Genomic DNA, 16,109 nt, shown 5'->3' with positions numbered 1-16,109 from the left:
TCCGGGAAGTCCGGCCGGGTCCGGCGGTGGCGGGACCCCGGTCGCGGTACCACCGTCCCGATCGGCCCGGCGCACCGCACGGGCGGCCGCGCCGGCCGCCTCCGTCAGTGCTCGCGCGGCGCGGGGACGACGCGCTCCACCTCGGGGTGGACGGTGAGCAGCTGGCGCATGGCTCCCTCGGCCACCGCGCCGTCGCCGCTGCCGAGGCCGTCCACGATCCGCCCGTGCTGCGCGACGGACGCCTCGGTCGGCCGCTCGCAACCGGTGGCGGGTCCGCCGGAGACCTGGAGGGCGGAGGTGACGATCCCGGACAGGTGTTCCAGCATCCGGTTGCCCGCGACCTGGACGAGCAACGCGTGGAACTCGGAGTCGGCCCGCGAGAAGGTCAGCGCGTCGCCCTGCGCGAGGGCGTGGCTCATGATCTCGACCAGGTCGACGAGGCGCTGCTGCACGTCCTCACGGCCGTGCCCGGCGGCGAGGCGGGCGGCGAGCGGCTCGATCGTCCAGCGCAGCTCGTTCAGCTCGCGGCGCTGGTCGTCGCGCTGCGGGCCGAAGGCGCGCCATTCGATGATGTCCGGGTCGAGAAGGTTCCAGTCGCTCACCGGGCGCACGCGGGTCCCCACGTTCGGCCGGGCGCTGACGAGGCCCTTGGCCTCCAGGACACGGAGGGACTCGCGCACGACGGTGCGGGAGACCTCGAAACGCTGGCCGATCTCCTCCGGCACCAGCGGGCGGTCGGCGCCCAGGTCACCGGAGACGATCATCTGCCCCAGCTGCTGGACGAGCTGGCCGTGCAGTCCGCGCCCGCGGCTGCCCGCGGCGCGCCGGCCCACGCGGCCCAGGTCGGAATCGGCGCCCTCCCAGGCGGGCGCCGCCACGCGGTCGGCCATCGGGGCCTCGGCGTAGGGGTAGCGGTCGAGTTCGCCCGGTCCGGCGAGGCCGGAGTCGGCGGAGCGGGCGGCGGTCATCATGGTGTGCGCAAGGGTACTCACGCATCATTTGTCGGCGCTGCCTCCAACTGCCTTGAGGGCTTTGGTGAAAAGCACACGAAAGGGTGATCGCTCACCCCGTCGCAATTGACGCCTTATCGGAAATAAACGGGCTTTCTGTGGGGAGTTGCGTACACGGCGCTGCCGAAACCACCCCTCAGGCCCTCATCTCACCCTGGCCCGCAGCGACGTGACCAGGTACGCGCACAGCAGCGCGGCGAGAGACAACGTCATCGCTCCACCCACGGGTTGAGCGATCACGCGCGCCAGACCGAGCAGATACCGCTCTCCCCCGAAGGGCCACTGGAGCAGGAGCAGCTCCCGCATGCGCAGATGAATCCCGGCCGCGGCCCGCACGTACGAACCCTCGAACATCCGGTGCACCAGCGGTACGACGGCCACCGGGACCGCGAGGACGGCGGCGAGTCCGGCCGCGGTGGACCGGAAGACGCCGGCCGCCAGTACGCCGGCCCACGCACAGCCGACCACGAGCGCCAGCCAACTCGCGCACAGCGGAAGCCAGTCTCCGGGGACCTGCACCAATTCCTTTCCGTAGAAAAGGTAGAGGAGCTCGGCGTCGCAGCCGAGCGTGAGAAAGGCCAGCGCTGCGGAGACGGAACCGGAGACGAGGAGTTTCGCGGTGAGCAGCCCGAGCCGGCGGGGGACGGTGCCCCGGTCCGCCGCCAGCGCGGGGTGCCGGAACTCGTCGCCGAAGGCCAGCGCACCCAGCAGCCCCGACGCGAGGGCGACGGGCGGCAACGGCAGTTCGCGGGGCCAGGCGGCGAAAAGGCGGGCCTGCGGCGTGTGGCCGATGCGGGCCAGCACCAGGGCGGTGACAACGGAGACCACCAGCGCGGCGCCGCAGATGACGAACCCGGTGCCGATGCCGGTGGCGCGCCGCAGTTCGTAACGGAGGGGGCGGAGCGGACCGCGCACGGCACGGACGGCGACGGGGAGCGGCAGGGGGGCGGGGTCCTCGGCGCCCTCCGCCTCGCCGGGCGTGGCCGTCTCTTGCGACGGCTCTTGAGGCGCTTCCGCCAGAGCGCCCTCGGGGGCGCCTTCTTGGGCCTGTCGCGGCAGCACCGTGTCCTGCTCTCCGGCCGGTTCGGCGCAGGCGGGGGGCTCCTCCTCGGCACCCGCGCGCATGTCACCGACCTCGTCCGCGAGTTGGTGGATGAGGATGCCGTTCCGGAAGGCCGCGTCTCCGATGTCGGCGGTCGTGCTGCCGTACACCGACAGGCGGTTGCCGTCCTCGCGGACGACCTCAACGGACCGCTGCTCGGCGCGGGCCTCCATGACGAGCAAGGTCGCCAGGCGTGCCGCCTGGGGACTGCGGACGGCCACGCGCGGACGGAGCCGGGTGCGGGCGAACTCCGCCGCGGGGAGATCGGCGGCGATCCGGCCCGCTTCGAGGGCGACGACATGGTCGGCGGTGCGGGCGGCCTCCTTGGAGTCCGCGGTGGCGAGGAGTACGGCGCCGCCCTGGTCGGCGTACTCCCGCAGGACGGTGTGCAGCCAGCGGGCCTCCGGTGCGGCGAGTCCGGCGGCGGGCTCGTCCAGCACGAGGGTGTGCGGGTCGGGCAGCAGGGCGCAGGCCAGGCCGAGGCGGCGGTCCATGCCGAGGGAGAGCGTGCCGAGCCGCTCCTCGCGGAGGCTGACGAGGCCGACCGCTTCGAGGACTTCGTCGGCCCGCCGTGCGGGGACACCGGCCGCGGCGCAGAGCATACGCAGATGGCCTCGGACCGTGCGGGCGGGGTGTCCGGGCACATCGCCGAGGAGTACGCCGACTTCGCGTGACGGGTGGGCGATGCAGTGCAGGGGGCGCCCCCTGAAGTAGGTGATGCCGCGCCCTCCCTGGAGTTCGAGCATCAGCCTGAGCACCGTCGTCTTGCCCGCTCCCGCCGCTCCGAGGAGGGCGGTCACATGGCCGGAACGCGCTTCGAAGGAGACGTCTTCGACGGCGGGCGGCTGGGCTTTGGGGAAATCACTGGTCAGTCCGACAGCCTGGATCACCTGCAGCAAGATAGCGCGCTATGTCCTGTTTTCCAGGTATCGCCTCTTCTGTCCGGCAGTTGTCGGGCGCGTGGTCAACCTGCATGGCTCACTTGCCCGATGAGCATCCGGCGTGCGCCACCGGCCCAACTGTCGTACGAACGGTGCTCCGAGGGCCGCCCTCAGATCTCGGGGCGGAGCATCGGAGGGTTGAGCAGGGTGGCGCCGCCCGCCCTGAAGAGCTGGGCGGGCCTGCCGCCCTGGCGGGTGGTGGTGCCCCCGGTCGGGACGAGGAATCCCGGCGTGCCGGTGACCTTGCGATGGAAGTTGCGCGGGTCGAGCGCCACGCCCCAGACGGCTTCGTAGACCCGCCGCAGTTCCCCGACCGTGAACTCCGGAGGGCAGAAGGCGGTGGCCAGCGACGAGTACTCGATCTTGGAGCGGGCGCGCTCCACTCCGTCGGAGAGGATCTGGGCGTGATCGAAGGCCAAGGGCGCCATCGGCTCGCCGTCGCGGCCGTATCCACCGTGCTGGAGCAGTTCCTCCACCGGGGCCCAGCGCGCGTTGCTGGCGTCCCCGCCCGCGCGCGGGGCCGGGAGGTCGGGCGCGAGGGCGAGATGGGCGACGCTGACCACGCGCATGCGCGGGTCGCGCTTCGGGTCGCCGTAGGTGCCGAGCTGTTCGAGGTGGGCGCCGTTGTCCTGCGCCGGGGTCTCCGGGTCGCTGGCGCAGAGCCCGGTCTCCTCGGTCAGCTCGCGCGCCGCCGCCTGGGACAGGTCCTCGTCGTCCCGTACGAAGCCTCCGGGGAGTGCCCATCGCCCCTGGAAAGGGGGTTCACCCCGGCGTACCGCCAGCGCACACAGGGCGTGGCGGCGCACGGTCAGCACGACCAGGTCCACGGTGACGGCGAAGGGCGGGAACGCTGACGGGTCGTAGGGCATGCCGCGATCATAGTCGTCTTCCTGACGATAAACACTCCGTTCTCCGGGAGGATCAGTGAATCGACGGGAACCGGACACCGGGATTCACCGGGATCGGGCAGGTGCGGGGGAACGGGCCGCTCAGCCGTTCTTCCGCCTGGCGCATGCCCGGCCGGTGGCGGGCGGCCGGGGGCGTGAGCGGGACGGCGGACAGCTTCGGCCCTGCGGACGCTGGGGGCCGGGGCCCGGCTCGCCGGAGCCGGTAGACCCGGCGGACCGGTTCCGGCGCTTTCGGCGGGCAGGGCCGGGAGCGGGCGGGAGGGCCTTCACCTCGGAGTCCTCCGAGGCGGGCGCGGGGGTCGGAGGGAGCTGGGAGCCGGTCTTCTGCTCAGGAACACCGCGAACCTCCGGCGGCCGCTCGTCCCGCTCGGCGGCAGGTCGCCCGTCCCGCTCCCGGCGGAGGCAGCGGCGGATGGACTCGGGGTCGAGGCCGTCGTTGCACGCGCGGTGCAGGAGCTGGGCGAAGAGGTAGTCGGGGTCCGCGCCGAGGGCCATGGCCAGCGCCTCGCGGGCCTCCAGTTCGTCGCCGGTGGACCAGGCCACCCAGCCGGCCAGGGTCAGCGGTGCCGCCGCGTGCTCGCGGTACGGGCCGACGCAGCGGCGGGCCAGCGCTCGCCAGAGCCGCAGGGCGGGCGCTCCTTCGTCGCCCTCCATCCAGGCCGCCGCCCGGTCGCGGGTCGTCCGGTCCTGGAGTCCGAGGATGAGGGTGGCCGCCTCGTCATGGGCGAGCAGCGCGTCGTCACGGACGTCGGCCGGGTGGATGCCCGACACCGGAGCGGCAGCGGCGAACCGGCGGATGATCCGTCCGGCCAGGTCCAGCGTCTCCCCGGCCACCTCGGCGCGGCTCGCGTCGTCCAGGATGCGGGGCACGAGGGCCATGCCCGCGGCGTCGAGCGCGACCTCCTGCTCCAGGGCGGCCGAGGTCTCCCAGGGCTGCATCCTCGCGCGCAGTTCCTTCAGGGTGCCCCGCACCTGCATCCCGGCGTAGGTGGCGGCCGCCGCCAGTACCGAGGTGCCCGACAGGCCCATGGGGGTGCCCTCGGGCGGACAGCAGGTCTCCACCGGGCACACGTAGGACCAGAAGCGGCTGTCGGAGACGCACAGCGCCTCGATCACCGGGACGTCGAGGCTGCCGCACTCGGTGCGCAGGAGCTGGGCGAGCGGGGTGAGCCTGCGCATCACGTCCCGCCCCGTCTCGCCCGGCCGCGGCTCCTGGCAGAGGTACGCCACGAGCCGGTCGGGCCGGGTACCGCGCCGCTCGCTGGAGATCACCAGCCCTCTGGCCATCTGGCGCGCGGCGGCCGGCCAGTCCTCGTCGTTGGCAGGGATGCCCAGCCGGGCGCGGCCGCCGAAGCTGCCCCGGCCGTGCAGGCAGACCAGCACCATGCTGTCCTCGGGGCGGTACCCGAGGAGGTAGGGCAGCGCGTCGGCCAGCTCGGCCGGGGTACGCAGGGCGATCGGGGACTCGGGGGCGGGTTGCCCCGTAAAGGGCGCCCCCGCCACGATGTCACCGTTTTCGAAGGGTCCGGTCGTTTCGCCGTGATTCGTCATGCGTCGACGATCCCGCGTATCCGGAAATCCCGCTCGACCCTGTGGATAAGTCGAAGCAGGGACACGACAACCCAGCCACCCGCGCCGCCGCACACCCCCTCCGCCCCTCCTCTGCCCGCCCCCTACGCCCTCCAACGCCCCCCTCAGCCTCACCCCGCCGCGGCCAGCACCAGCGGAAGCACCTCCTGCGCTCCGGCCCGGCGCAGCAGCCGCGCCGCCACCGCCAGGGTCCAGCCGGACTCGGTCCGGTCGTCCACGAGCAGCACCGGGCCGGGAGTGGCGGCCAGGGCGTCCGCCAGGTGCTGCGGCACGGTGAAAGCGGACGCCAGCGCCTGGAGCCGCTGCGCGGAGTTGCTGCGGTGCGCCTGGTGCGCCCCCGCCTCTCCCGCGTAGTCGAGGGTGCCGAGGAACGGAAGGTGTCCGACGGCCGCCACCCGTTCCGCGAGGGAGGCCACGAGCTGGGGCCGGTTCAGCGAGGGCATGGCGACGACGCCGACCGGACGGGGCATGGCGTCCGGGGTGCCGGTCGCCCAGCCGCCGGGCGAGCGCGCCCAGTCGGCGAGCACCTCGACCACGGCCCGCAACACGTCGTCCGGAACCGGGCCGTCGGGCGCCTGGTCGGCGAGGAGCGGCCGGAGCCGGTTGCCCCAGCCGATGTCCGACAGCCGGCCCAGTGCGCGTCCGGTCGCGCACTGCTCCTTGGCGGGGATGCGTCCCTTGAGGTCGATGCCGAGCGCGGCCATCCCGGTCGGCCACATGCGGCGCGGCTCGATCTCGGTGCCCGGGCGGTCCAGTTCACCGGCGGCGGCGGTCAACGCGTCGGTGGAGACGGCCGTGTCGACCCACGCACCCGCGCAGTTGTCGCAGCGCCCGCACGGGGTGACCTCGACGTCGTCGAGCTGGTGGCGCAGGAACGCCATCCGGCACTCGTCCGTACCGACGTAGTCCCGCATGGCCTGCTGTTCGGCGGCGCGCTGGCGGGCGACCCAGGCGTAGCGCTCGGTGTCGTAGGCCCAGTCGGCGCCGGTGGCCGTCCAGCCGCCCTTCACGCGGTGGACGGCGCCGTCCACGTCGAGCACCTTCAGCATCAGCTCCAGCCGGGTGCGCCGCAGATCGACCAGCGACTCCAGCGCGGGCACGGACAGCGGGCGGCCCGCGTCGGCGAGGGCGGCCAGGGTCTGGCGGACCTGGGTCTCGGGCGGGAAGCCGACCTCGGCGAAGTACCGCCAGATCGCCTCGTCCTCCTTGCCCGGCAGCAGCAGTACGTCGGCGTGCTCGACGCCACGGCCCGCGCGGCCCACCTGCTGGTAGTAGGAGATCGGGGAGGACGGCGAGCCGAGGTGGACCACGAAGCCCAGGTCCGGCTTGTCGAAGCCCATGCCGAGCGCGGAGGTCGCCACCAGGGCCTTGACCCGGTTGTCGAGCAGGTCGGACTCGGCCTGCTGGCGGTCGGCGTTCTCCGTGCGGCCGGTGTAGGAGGCGACGGCGAAGCCGCGGGCGCGGAGGTAGGCGGTGACCTCCTCGGCGGCCGAGACGGTCAGTGTGTAGACGATCCCGGAGCCCGGCAGGTCGTTCAGGTGCTCGGCCAGCCACGCCAGCCGGTGCGCGGCGTCCGGCAGCCGGACCACGCCGAGCCGCAGGCTCTCCCGGTCCAGCCGCCCCCGCAGCACCAGCGCCTCACCCGCGCCGGTGCCGAGCTGCTCGGCCACGTCCGCGGTGACGCGCGCGTTGGCCGTGGCGGTGGTGGCGAGGACGGGGACGCCGGGCGCCAGCTCCTGGAGCATGGTCCGCAGCCTGCGGTAGTCGGGGCGGAAGTCGTGCCCCCAGTCGGAGATGCAGTGAGCCTCGTCCACGACCAGCAGGCCGGTGGTGGCCGCCAGCTTGGGCAGCATGCGGTCGCGGAAGTCGACGGAGTTGAGGCGTTCCGGGCTCACCAGCAGCACGTCGACGTCGCCGCGCTCCACCTCCTGGTGGATGGCGTCCCACTCCTCGGGGTTGGCCGAGTTGATGGTGCGGGCCTGGATCCCGGCCTTCGCGGCCGACTCGACCTGGTTGCGCATGAGCGCCAGCAGCGGGGAGACGATCACCGTGGGGCCCGCGCCGCGCCGGCGGAGCAGGGCGGTGGCCACGAAGTAGACGGCCGACTTGCCCCAGCCGGTGCGCTGCACCACCAGGGCCCGGCGGCGGTCCACGACCAGGGCCTTGACCGCCTCCCACTGGTCCTCCCGTAGCCGTGCGGACCCCTCCGGGGCACCGACCAGCTCGGCGAGGACGGCGTCGGCTTCGGTACGCAGCGGCTCCAGATCGTTCATGCCCCCATGCAACCGCACGGCACCGACATCCGGCCACTCGCCCCATGGCGCTAGGGACGGCTGCCGGTCGCCGGGGTTCGCGGGTGCCCGGTGTCCGCCACGGGCGCCTCCTCGCGGGCCCGGGCCAGGGCCACGAGGGCGGCGGTCAGTGCGATCAGCCCGCCCGCCCACAGTCCGGAGCGGGCGCCGAGGGTGTGGGTGGCCGCGCCGACGAAGAGGGCGCCCAGCGGGGTGCTGCCTTGCAGGATGACGGTGTAGAGGGCCATCACACGGCCTCGGTGGGCGGGGTCTCCGCCCAGTTGGATGCGGTGGTTGGCCGCCTGGACGAAGTAGAGCGAGGCGAATCCGGTCGGCACCAGCAGCACCAGTGCGACGGGCAGGTCCGGCGCCCACCCGGTGATCAGTTCCAGGGCGCCGAAGACGCATCCCCAGACGGCCACGAGCCGTGCCGAGGGGCGGTCGCGGCGCAGGGTGCCGACCAGCGCGGCCAGCAGGGAGCCCGCGGCGAGCGCGGCGGTCAGGAGCCCGAAGGAGGCGGCCTCGGTGCGGAAGACGACGCGGGCCAGCAGGGGCAGCGTCAGGGGCAGGTTGAGGCCGAAGAGGGCTACCGCCGCGACCAGTGCGAGCGTCGCGAGCAGGTCGGGCCGGGTGCGCAGGTGCGCCAGGCCCTCGGTGACGCGGGCGGGCGTGTCCGGGCGGGGTGCGCGGTGCAGCTCCGCCGGGCGCATGGCGCGCAGCGCGGCCACGGTCGCCGTGTAGCTGACGGCGTTGAGGAGCATGACGGTGCCGGTGCCCGACCACTGGATCAGCAGTCCGGCCAGCGAAGGGCCCAGTACGCGCGCGATGTTGAAGTAGGCGCCGCTGAGCGCGGAGGCGTTGGGGAGCAGCTCGGGTCCCACGAGTTCGGTGATGAAGGACAGCCGGGCCGGGACCTCCACGGCGTTGGCCACGCCGAGCGCGGCGGCAGCGGCGTAGATGTGCCAGAGCCGGACGGCGTCGGTGGTCACCATCAGTCCGAGGAGCAGGGCGAGGGTGCCGGAGGCGATGTTGGCGCCGGTCAGGAGCGCGCGCTTGTCGTACCGGTCGGCGAGCCGGCCGCCGTACAGGGTGAGCAGGAGGACCGGTGTGAACTGGAGGGCGGTGACGGTGGCGAGGGCGGCGCCGGAGTCGCCGGTCAGCTCCAGTACGAGCCAGTCCTGGGCGACCGCCATCATCCAGGTGCCGGTGGCGGAGGCGATCTGGCCGCCCGCGTAGAGCCGGAAGTTGCGCACCGTCAGGGAGCGCAGGCTGGTGGCGAGCAGGTGGCGGCCGGTTCCTCGCGTCATGATCCGGTCCTACCAGCGGCGGCCGGATGCGGGCCGAGCCGCGCCGAAGGGCTCCCGCTCCCCGGCACGGATACCGGCCACGCGCGCGTGGCCGGTATCCGGACGGACCTCTCCCGGTCAGCGGGCCAGCCCGGGCTCCGCCGTCCTCAGCCGATGTCCGCCGTCCTCAGCCGGTGTCCGGCTTCCAGCGGTGGCAGTCCGGCCTGGCCGCGGTACCAGTCGGCGTACTCGGTGAAGCGGGCGGCGAATCCTTCACCGGGCGCGACGCCGAGCCCGCTCCAGAGCAGCTCGTCGGTGAACCAGTGGTCGGACGCGAGCATGCCGAGGTGATGGCGGGCGGCGGGGTTGTCGTGGACCCGCTGCCGGGCGGTGTCGGCCGGAACACGCGGGGCGCCCTCGGTGAAGAGCCCGAAGGTCTGCGCCACGGTGGACAGCAGCAGCTCCCCGGGCACGGGGTCGGGATGGACGACGTAGTGGACGCTGCCCGCACCGTCGGCCGGAGCGCCGTCGGCCGGGGCCGTGGTGGCCGCCGCGAACGCGACCCGGCCCAGGGTGTCCGCGTCGATCATCGACTGGAGCCCGGCCCAGCCGTCCGGCAGACCGCCCAGGGCGCGCAGCAGGGCCAGGATGCCGGGGACCACCCAGCGGTCGCCCCTGCCGTGGACGAGATGCGGGCGCAGGACCGTGCCGCCGGCCGCGAGGACGTGTTCCTCGGCGGCGGCGCGGGTGCGGCTGGTGTCGGAGGCCGGGGCGAGGGGCACCTCGCCGGGCCGGGCGTCGCGGAAGGGGCCGCGGCCGTGCACGGCGGCCGTGCTCAGGTACACGAACCGCGCGACTCCGGCCCGCCGTGCCTCCCGCGTCAGCGCGTGGGTGCCGAGGTCGTTGGCCCGGCGCAGCAGGTCGGCGTCGCCGCCGATCCGGCCCGCGCAGTGCACGACGGCGTCCACGTCGGCGCAGACGCCGTGCAGCGAGGCGGGGGCGGTGAGGTCGCCGTGCACGTACTCGACGTCCGGATCGGGCGTGGCCGGCGGGGTGCGGACGAGCAGGCGGAGCCGGACGTCGTCGGCGGCGCGGGCGGCGCTCAGGACGTGGCCGCCGATGAAACCGCTCGATCCGGTGATGAGGACTCGGCGGGTCATCGGGCCACCTCCGGCGTCTCGGCGAGGGTGGCCGTGAAGACGGGCTCCGCGGCCTGGACACCCTCGACGTGGACCGAGACGTCACCCTCGGGCGAGGTTTCGCGCCGGGCGCGGACAAAACACGGCTCGGTCAGCTCGGCGTACCGGTGGAAGGCGATCCGCAGCGTGGCGGGCAGGAAGCGGCCCCCGGGTGCCAGCGCGGCCGCGGCCTGCCGGGACGCCTCCAGGAGCACCATGCCGGGGACGTGGTCGTTGGCCCGTGCGAAGAGGGTGGGGTGGGTGGTGTCGAGCCGCAGCCGCCAGCCGGTCCCCTCCACCGGCGGTGCGAGCACGACGTCCCGTGGATCGCTGCGCCCGACCCGTTGCGGCGGTACGGCGTCCAGCAGCGGTACGTCGGCACCGGTGGCGGCCAGCCGGTCGCCGCGCAGCCTGCGGTAGGCCCGGTCCGAGGTGCAGCTGAGGCTGCCCGAGCTGGTGGCCAGCAGCCGGCCGTCGCGCTCGAAGCGGAGCCGGACCCGCATCCCGGCCAGGCTCCTGGCCCGCATCTGGACGTCGGAGCAGCGCACGGTGACGTCGATGCGGCCCGAGGCGCCGGTGAGGTCGAAGTCGGCGTCGGTGAGGGCGTATTCCATGTCCCACATGACGAAGCGGTGGTCGGCGGGGACGCCGTACTCGGCGTGGGCCAGCATCATCGCGGTCTGCCGCATGGTCTCCGCGACGAGCAGCGGGTCCTGGACGCCGCCGGGGAGCGGGGCGAAGAAGCGGTGTCCGGCGGGCCAGTCGGCGGCGACCAGGTAGTGGTGCTCGGCGAGCCTCCTCCACTCCACGGGGAAGGCGTCGGCGGTGTCCGGGCGGTGGACGAGTTCGCCGGTGGCCCGGCCCCCCTGTGAGGGAGGTTGACCGGTGTTGCCGGAGTCGGGTACAAGAACCAGCGGGTCGGTCTGGTCTTCGGGGGGCAGGGCGGGTGCGGGGGCTCGTGTCATGACCGTCCGGCCGGCTGACGAGGTGCCGGTGGCGGCGCGAACGGCTATGAAGCTAATGCCTTCAGACATGGATTGCCCTTTGAGTCCGGTGCGATCGAGGCTCGTTCCCCCTCGACAAAATACTGACAGTCCGGTTCGCTTCGTGAGCGAACCTGACCAAGCTCTGACTAGAAACAGGGGCGACAGCCCATGGCACGCCAAGCACGCGCGATCCAGACCCGCAAGACGATCCTGCTGGCCGCGGCCGCCGTCTTCGACGAACGCGGCTACAGCGCCGCCACGATCACCGAGATCCTCGCGCGCGCCGGGGTCACGAAGGGGGGCCTGTACTTCCACTTCGCGTCCAAGGAGGAACTGGCCCTCGGCGTCATCGCGGCCCAGCTCGAGGTGGGCCCGCTGCCCCCGCAGCGCACCAAGGTGCAGGAACTGATCGACCAGGGGCTGCTGTTCGCGCATCAGCTGCGCCACGATCCGCTGACCCGGGCCAGCGTCGGCCTGGCGATGGACCAGTGGGGAGAGGGCCCGGAGCGCGGCAACCCGTTCCACGGCACGCCGTTCCAGTCCTGGGCGAACCGGCTGACCCAGCTGCTCGTGGAGGCGCGCGAGCGCGGGGAGCTGCTGCCGCACGTCGACCCGGCGGAGACGGCCGACATGCTCGCCGGCGCCTTCACCGGCATCCAGTGGATGTCGCAGATCCTGTGCGAGCGCGCGGACCTCAGCGAGCGGGTGACCGTCCTGCTGCGGCACCTCCTGCCCAGCATCACCCTCCCCCAGCTCATGCCCACCCTGGACCTCGCCCCCGACCGCGCCGAACGCCTGCTGGCCCAGCGGCCCGCGGAGCCGGAGGAGGACGAGGGCGAGGGCGACAACCCGGACCGCATCAGCGCCTGAGACGCCCGCCGGATCACGAGGCCCCGCTCAGCGCGCCTCGCTGCCCACGTCGTACTCCCGGCGCGCCCGGTCGACCTTCGGCAGGTTCTCCTCCGACCACGCGGCGAGCCGGGCGAAGATCGGCGCGAGGCTGCGCCCCAGCTCACTGATCTCGTACTCGACGCGCGGCGGCACCTCGGGGTGGTAGGTGCGCACCACCAGCCCGTCCCGCTCCATCTGGCGCAGCCGCTGGGTGAGCACCTTGGGTGTGATGGTGGCGATGTTCCGCTGGAGAACGACGAACCGCTGCCGCCCGAACTCGTTCAGGCACCACAGGATCGGGGTCGTCCAGCGACTGAAGACGATGTCGAGCACCGGCGAGACAGGGCAGGCCAGTTCCGGCTCGACGGGCGTCCTCCGTACGGCGGGTGCGGTCATGCGGCCCCTCCCGGGGAGGTCACTTTCCTCCGGGTACCTACTTTATTCAGGATGCGGGCTTCCCGGAAGATTGCCGCCGTCGTCCGGCGCCGGCCGCCACAGGCGTCGTCAACGGCCTCCGTGGGTAGGGATATAAGCCCCGGAGCACCAGATAAGTGTCGGCGGCCTCAATTGCTCGTTGCCGCATCCAAGTTCGACAGGAAGAATTGAAGTCCGCTCCCCGCACGGCTCGGCCCGTGTTCCGGTTGGGCTTTACTGCGGTGCGCGCTCCCCCGAATCCGACCTCGCCCGCAGTGTGGGCGCGTAGCCGAAGGGAGGAACGTGACCTTCGGATTCGCCTCGTCCTCGGCGGCCTCGTTGTCGACGTCCGCGTCCGCCGCTTCCGTCAGCCGTCTGCTCGAACCCGCCGAATGGGCGGCCGCCGGAATCCCCCTGCTGCGCAACCCGCGCGAGGTCGTCAGCGGTCTGCACGTCCGCCACCGTCCCAAGCCGTCCACCGCGATCGTGGCCGTCCTCGATCCGGACGAACGGCTGCACGCCAGCGCCTCGTTCACCCGGCGTTCCGCCCCGGCGGACGGCTGGATGTTCCGCAACGCGCTGCTGGACCAGTTGCGCCGGGTCATCCCGCACGACCTGCGCCGCCGCACCCCGGTGCGTACCGCGGTGCTGCTGTACTGCCGCGAGGGCGACGCGCGCTGGACGGAGGAGGACGGCGCCTGGATGTGGGGCCTGCGTGACGCCTGCACGCTCCACGGGCTGCGCTGCGGCGCGTACATCACCCTGACGCACGACGGCTGGCAGGTGCTCGGCGAGGGACGCGGCGGACGCCATCCGAACGCGCACTCCGCGCCGGAACCCTTCGCGCTGTCCCAGTCGCCGCCGCTGCTGCCGCGCACCGGAGGACCGGTCTCGGAGGTCATGCGCCGGGCCGCGGCCCGCTGAGCGGAACACGGCCCGCTGAGCAGGACACGGCCGCTCGACGGAACACCGCGGCGACGCCCGGCACTTCGGTGCCGGGCCCCGGACGCCACTGCGGCGCCGTACGGGCCGGGCGGCCGCGTTCCGCCTCGTCCAGGCGGAACGGCTGCCCGGCGCGCGCGGCGCCGCCGGTCGTGCGTCGGGGTCAGACCCCGGTGCCCAGAACCGAGTTGATCTGCTGCGGGTCGCCGCAGACGATCAGCAGGGTGCCGGCCCGGCCGTGGGCCAGCGGAAGCGCGGTGGCGGCAGCGGAGGCGGGGCCTCCGTTGACGGCCACGATGACCACGGGCCGGGTGGCGGCACGGGCCGCCGAGGCGCCGTCGGCGTAGAAGACGTCGTCACCGGCGTCTTGCTGCGCCCAGTAGGACGCCTCGCCGAAGGACAGCTCGTGCTCGGCCCACGGGTGCCGGGCACCCGTGGTGAGCACCAGCACCTCGCCGGGGGCGCGGCCGGAGTCCAGCAGCAGGTCCAGCGCCTCCTCGGCCGCGTCGAGGGCACCCTCGGCCGAGGCCGGGATGAGCTGGATCTGGGCGCCGGCCGCGGGTGCGGCGGGAGCGGCCGGGCCCGACGGGCTCGGCTTGGCCGGAGCCACGTCACGCGGCGCGCGCTGCGCCGGCGGCGCGGGCCGCGGGGGGCCGGGACGACCGGGACGGACCGGAGCCGCGGGGCGGGGGCCGGGGACGGGACGGGGGGTCGGCGCGACGCGGCTGCTGGCCGGAGTCGCAACGGGACCCTGGACGCTCTCGTGAATCTGAGGCTCCTCGGGAAGGAGAGGCATGAGCTGATGTTTATCAAACGTTGGTACGACGCCGATGGCCGGGTGGCGCATCGGTTCGGGCGGAAGCGTCAGAAATCGAAGCCGAGCTGGCCCTCGATCACCGGAACGCCGCCGTCCGCGAGGCCGCGGACCTTCTTGAGGTGCCGCCACCGGGGCAGCGCATCAAGATACGCCCACGACAGACGGTGGTACGGGGTGGGGCCCCGCTCCTCCAGTGCGGCCTTGTGCACCGGCGACGGATAGCCGGCGTTGTCCGCGAATCCGAAGTCTGCATGGCCGGAACCGAGTTCGGCCATCATTTTGTCGCGGTGGACCTTGGCGATCACCGAGGCCGCCGCGACGGACACACAGGACTGGTCGCCCTTGATCACCGTGCGCACCCGCCAGGGCGCGCCGAGGTAGTCGTGCTTGCCGTCGAGGATGACGGCTTCCGGCCGGACCGGCAGGGCTTCCAGGGCCCGGACGGCGGCCAGCCGCAGGGCGGCGGTCATGCCCAGGTCGTCGATCTCCTCCGGAGAGGCGTGACCGAGGGCGAAGGCCGTCACCCAGGAACGCAGTATCCCGTCCAGTTCCGCCCGTCGCCTGACCGTCAGCAATTTGGAGTCGGTCAGACCCTCGGGCGGACGGCGAAGTCCGGTGACCGCCGCGCAGACGGTGACGGGTCCGGCCCAGGCACCCCGCCCCACTTCGTCGACGCCGGCGATGACCTTCGCCCCGGTCGTGGCGCGAAGGGAGCGCTCGACGGTATGAGTGGGTGGTTCGTACGGCATGGCCCACTTAGACTACGCCGCCCCTCGGCGGACCCGACACCCCGGCCCCCGGAAGTCCCGGTCACCGAGGTGGCGGCTCGCCGTCAGACACGCGTCGGCACCCAGTCCGGCAGCGACTCGGTCCGCTCCGCCCAGGCGGCGGGCGGCGCTCCGGCCGGGCCGGACGCGAGGACCCCGCCGACGATCGCGCACGTCGTGTCCACGTCGCCGCCCACCTGGGCGGTCGTCCAGAAGGCGTGCTCGAAGTCACCGAGGGAGCGCGCGGCCGACCACAGGGCGAACGGCACGGTGTCGTGCGCGCTCGTCCGGCGTCCGCAGCCGAGGACGGCCGCGACGGTGGCGGCGTCGTCGTAGTCGAGCATGTCCCGCGCGCGGCGCAGCCCGGCGCCCACGGCGCTCCTGGGCACCAGGGCGATCACGCCGTCCAGCAGGGCCTCGGGGCCCGGCGGGCCGCCCGGAGCGGCCGCCAGCGCCGAGGCCGCCGCCACGGCCATGGCCCCGGCCACGGCTTCGCGGTGCTGATGGGTGGTGTAGGCGGAGATCTCGGCCTGGTGCGTCGCCTGCTCGGGGTCGTCCGCATACCAGGCGCCCAGGGGCGCGATGCGCATCGCGGCGCCGTTGCCCCAGGAGCCGCGGCCGTCGAAGAGCTGGGCGGCCAGTTCACGCCAGTCGGCGCCCTCGCGGACGAGCCGCAGCAGCCGGTTCACGGCGGGTCCGTAGCCGCGGTCGAAGTCGTGGTGGTCGGCGAAGGAGCGGGCCAGGGCGTCCTGGTGGACCCGCTGGTGAGCGGCGAGAACGGAGACGACGGAGCAGGCCATCTCCGTGTCGTCGGTCCACTGCCAGGACCCGGCGGGCAGCTCGCGGCGCCCCAGCAGCGGGTGGTTCACGGGGACGAAGAACTGGGAGCCGAGCGCGTCGCCGACCGCGAGTCCGCGCAGGCTGGACAGGGCGCGCTCCAGGCGCCCGGAGAACGAGGAGGATTCAGGGATCATCTTCCCCCCACT

The 16,109-nt window shown here is 73.6% G+C and carries 14 protein-coding genes; 2 read left to right on the top strand and 12 right to left on the bottom strand.

The window, feature by feature from the left end; genetic code table 11:
* Window positions 1-104 precede the first annotated feature (104 nt).
* The 8 genes from ABZ898_RS14145 to ABZ898_RS14110 all read right to left on the bottom strand — a co-directional run bounded on the left by ABZ898_RS14145 (window position 105) and on the right by ABZ898_RS14110 (window position 11,271).
* Complete coding sequence (locus ABZ898_RS14145) at window positions 105-992, bottom strand: FCD domain-containing protein (protein ID WP_361657270.1); 888 nt, start codon at window positions 990-992, stop codon at window positions 105-107.
* Window positions 993-1,154: 162 nt separating this feature from the next.
* On the bottom strand, window positions 1,155-3,002 hold the full coding sequence (locus ABZ898_RS14140; RefSeq protein ID WP_361657268.1) for an ABC transporter ATP-binding protein: 1,848 nt from the start codon (window positions 3,000-3,002) through the stop codon (window positions 1,155-1,157).
* 161 nt (window positions 3,003-3,163) lie between these two features.
* Entirely contained in the window at window positions 3,164-3,922 is a 759-nt protein-coding gene (locus ABZ898_RS14135) for an NUDIX hydrolase (protein ID WP_361657265.1), read from the bottom strand.
* A gap of 120 nt (window positions 3,923-4,042) precedes the next feature.
* Window positions 4,043-5,512, bottom strand: a complete 1,470-nt coding sequence (locus ABZ898_RS14130) for a DUF4192 domain-containing protein (protein ID WP_361657262.1) — start codon at window positions 5,510-5,512, stop codon at window positions 4,043-4,045.
* Window positions 5,513-5,661: 149 nt separating this feature from the next.
* Complete coding sequence (locus ABZ898_RS14125; protein WP_361657259.1) at window positions 5,662-7,824, bottom strand: RecQ family ATP-dependent DNA helicase; 2,163 nt, start codon at window positions 7,822-7,824, stop codon at window positions 5,662-5,664.
* Between the two features lie 50 nt (window positions 7,825-7,874).
* Complete coding sequence (locus tag ABZ898_RS14120) at window positions 7,875-9,149, bottom strand: MFS transporter (RefSeq protein WP_361657256.1); 1,275 nt, start codon at window positions 9,147-9,149, stop codon at window positions 7,875-7,877.
* 146 nt (window positions 9,150-9,295) lie between these two features.
* Entirely contained in the window at window positions 9,296-10,288 is a 993-nt protein-coding gene (locus ABZ898_RS14115; RefSeq protein ID WP_361657253.1) for an NAD-dependent epimerase/dehydratase family protein, read from the bottom strand.
* The gene (locus tag ABZ898_RS14110; RefSeq protein WP_361657250.1) at window positions 10,285-11,271 is read right to left on the bottom strand and encodes a ScbA/BarX family gamma-butyrolactone biosynthesis protein; all 987 of its coding nucleotides are present in this window, start codon (window positions 11,269-11,271) and stop codon (window positions 10,285-10,287) included. Before ABZ898_RS14110 ends, ABZ898_RS14115 begins: the two co-directional genes overlap by 4 nt.
* A 189-nt stretch (window positions 11,272-11,460) precedes the next feature.
* On the opposite strand from ABZ898_RS14110, the gene ABZ898_RS14105 reads away from it, so the two are divergent.
* Entirely contained in the window at window positions 11,461-12,162 is a 702-nt protein-coding gene (locus ABZ898_RS14105) for a ScbR family autoregulator-binding transcription factor (protein ID WP_361657246.1), read from the top strand.
* A gap of 27 nt (window positions 12,163-12,189) precedes the next feature.
* Here the strand turns inward: ABZ898_RS14105 and ABZ898_RS14100 are convergent, their stop codons facing one another.
* Window positions 12,190-12,579 (bottom strand): helix-turn-helix domain-containing protein, encoded by a 390-nt coding sequence (locus ABZ898_RS14100; RefSeq protein ID WP_361657243.1) that lies wholly within the window; start codon window positions 12,577-12,579, stop codon window positions 12,190-12,192.
* A 321-nt stretch (window positions 12,580-12,900) separates the two neighbouring features.
* Between ABZ898_RS14100 and ABZ898_RS14095 the strand changes: the two genes are divergently transcribed.
* Window positions 12,901-13,521, top strand: a complete 621-nt coding sequence (locus tag ABZ898_RS14095) for a hypothetical protein (protein ID WP_361657241.1) — start codon at window positions 12,901-12,903, stop codon at window positions 13,519-13,521.
* 181 nt (window positions 13,522-13,702) lie between these two features.
* On the opposite strand, the gene ABZ898_RS14090 is transcribed toward ABZ898_RS14095, so the two are convergent.
* The 3 genes from ABZ898_RS14090 to ABZ898_RS14080 all read right to left on the bottom strand — a co-directional run bounded on the left by ABZ898_RS14090 (window position 13,703) and on the right by ABZ898_RS14080 (window position 16,097).
* Complete coding sequence (locus ABZ898_RS14090) at window positions 13,703-14,335, bottom strand: hypothetical protein (protein WP_361657238.1); 633 nt, start codon at window positions 14,333-14,335, stop codon at window positions 13,703-13,705.
* 68 nt (window positions 14,336-14,403) lie between these two features.
* The gene (locus ABZ898_RS14085; protein WP_361657236.1) at window positions 14,404-15,105 is read right to left on the bottom strand and encodes a ribonuclease HII; all 702 of its coding nucleotides are present in this window, start codon (window positions 15,103-15,105) and stop codon (window positions 14,404-14,406) included.
* An 83-nt stretch (window positions 15,106-15,188) separates the two neighbouring features.
* A complete protein-coding gene (locus ABZ898_RS14080; RefSeq protein ID WP_361657233.1) occupies window positions 15,189-16,097 on the bottom strand; it encodes an ADP-ribosylglycohydrolase family protein in 909 nt (302 codons plus the stop codon).
* Between the last annotated feature and the right edge of the window lie 12 nt (window positions 16,098-16,109).

This window comes from Streptomyces sp. NPDC046860, assembly GCF_040645115.1.
GTDB lineage: Bacteria > Actinomycetota > Actinomycetes > Streptomycetales > Streptomycetaceae > Streptomyces.
The sequence above is the reverse complement of the archived record's forward strand: the minus strand, read 5'-3'. Positions and strand labels throughout refer to the sequence as shown.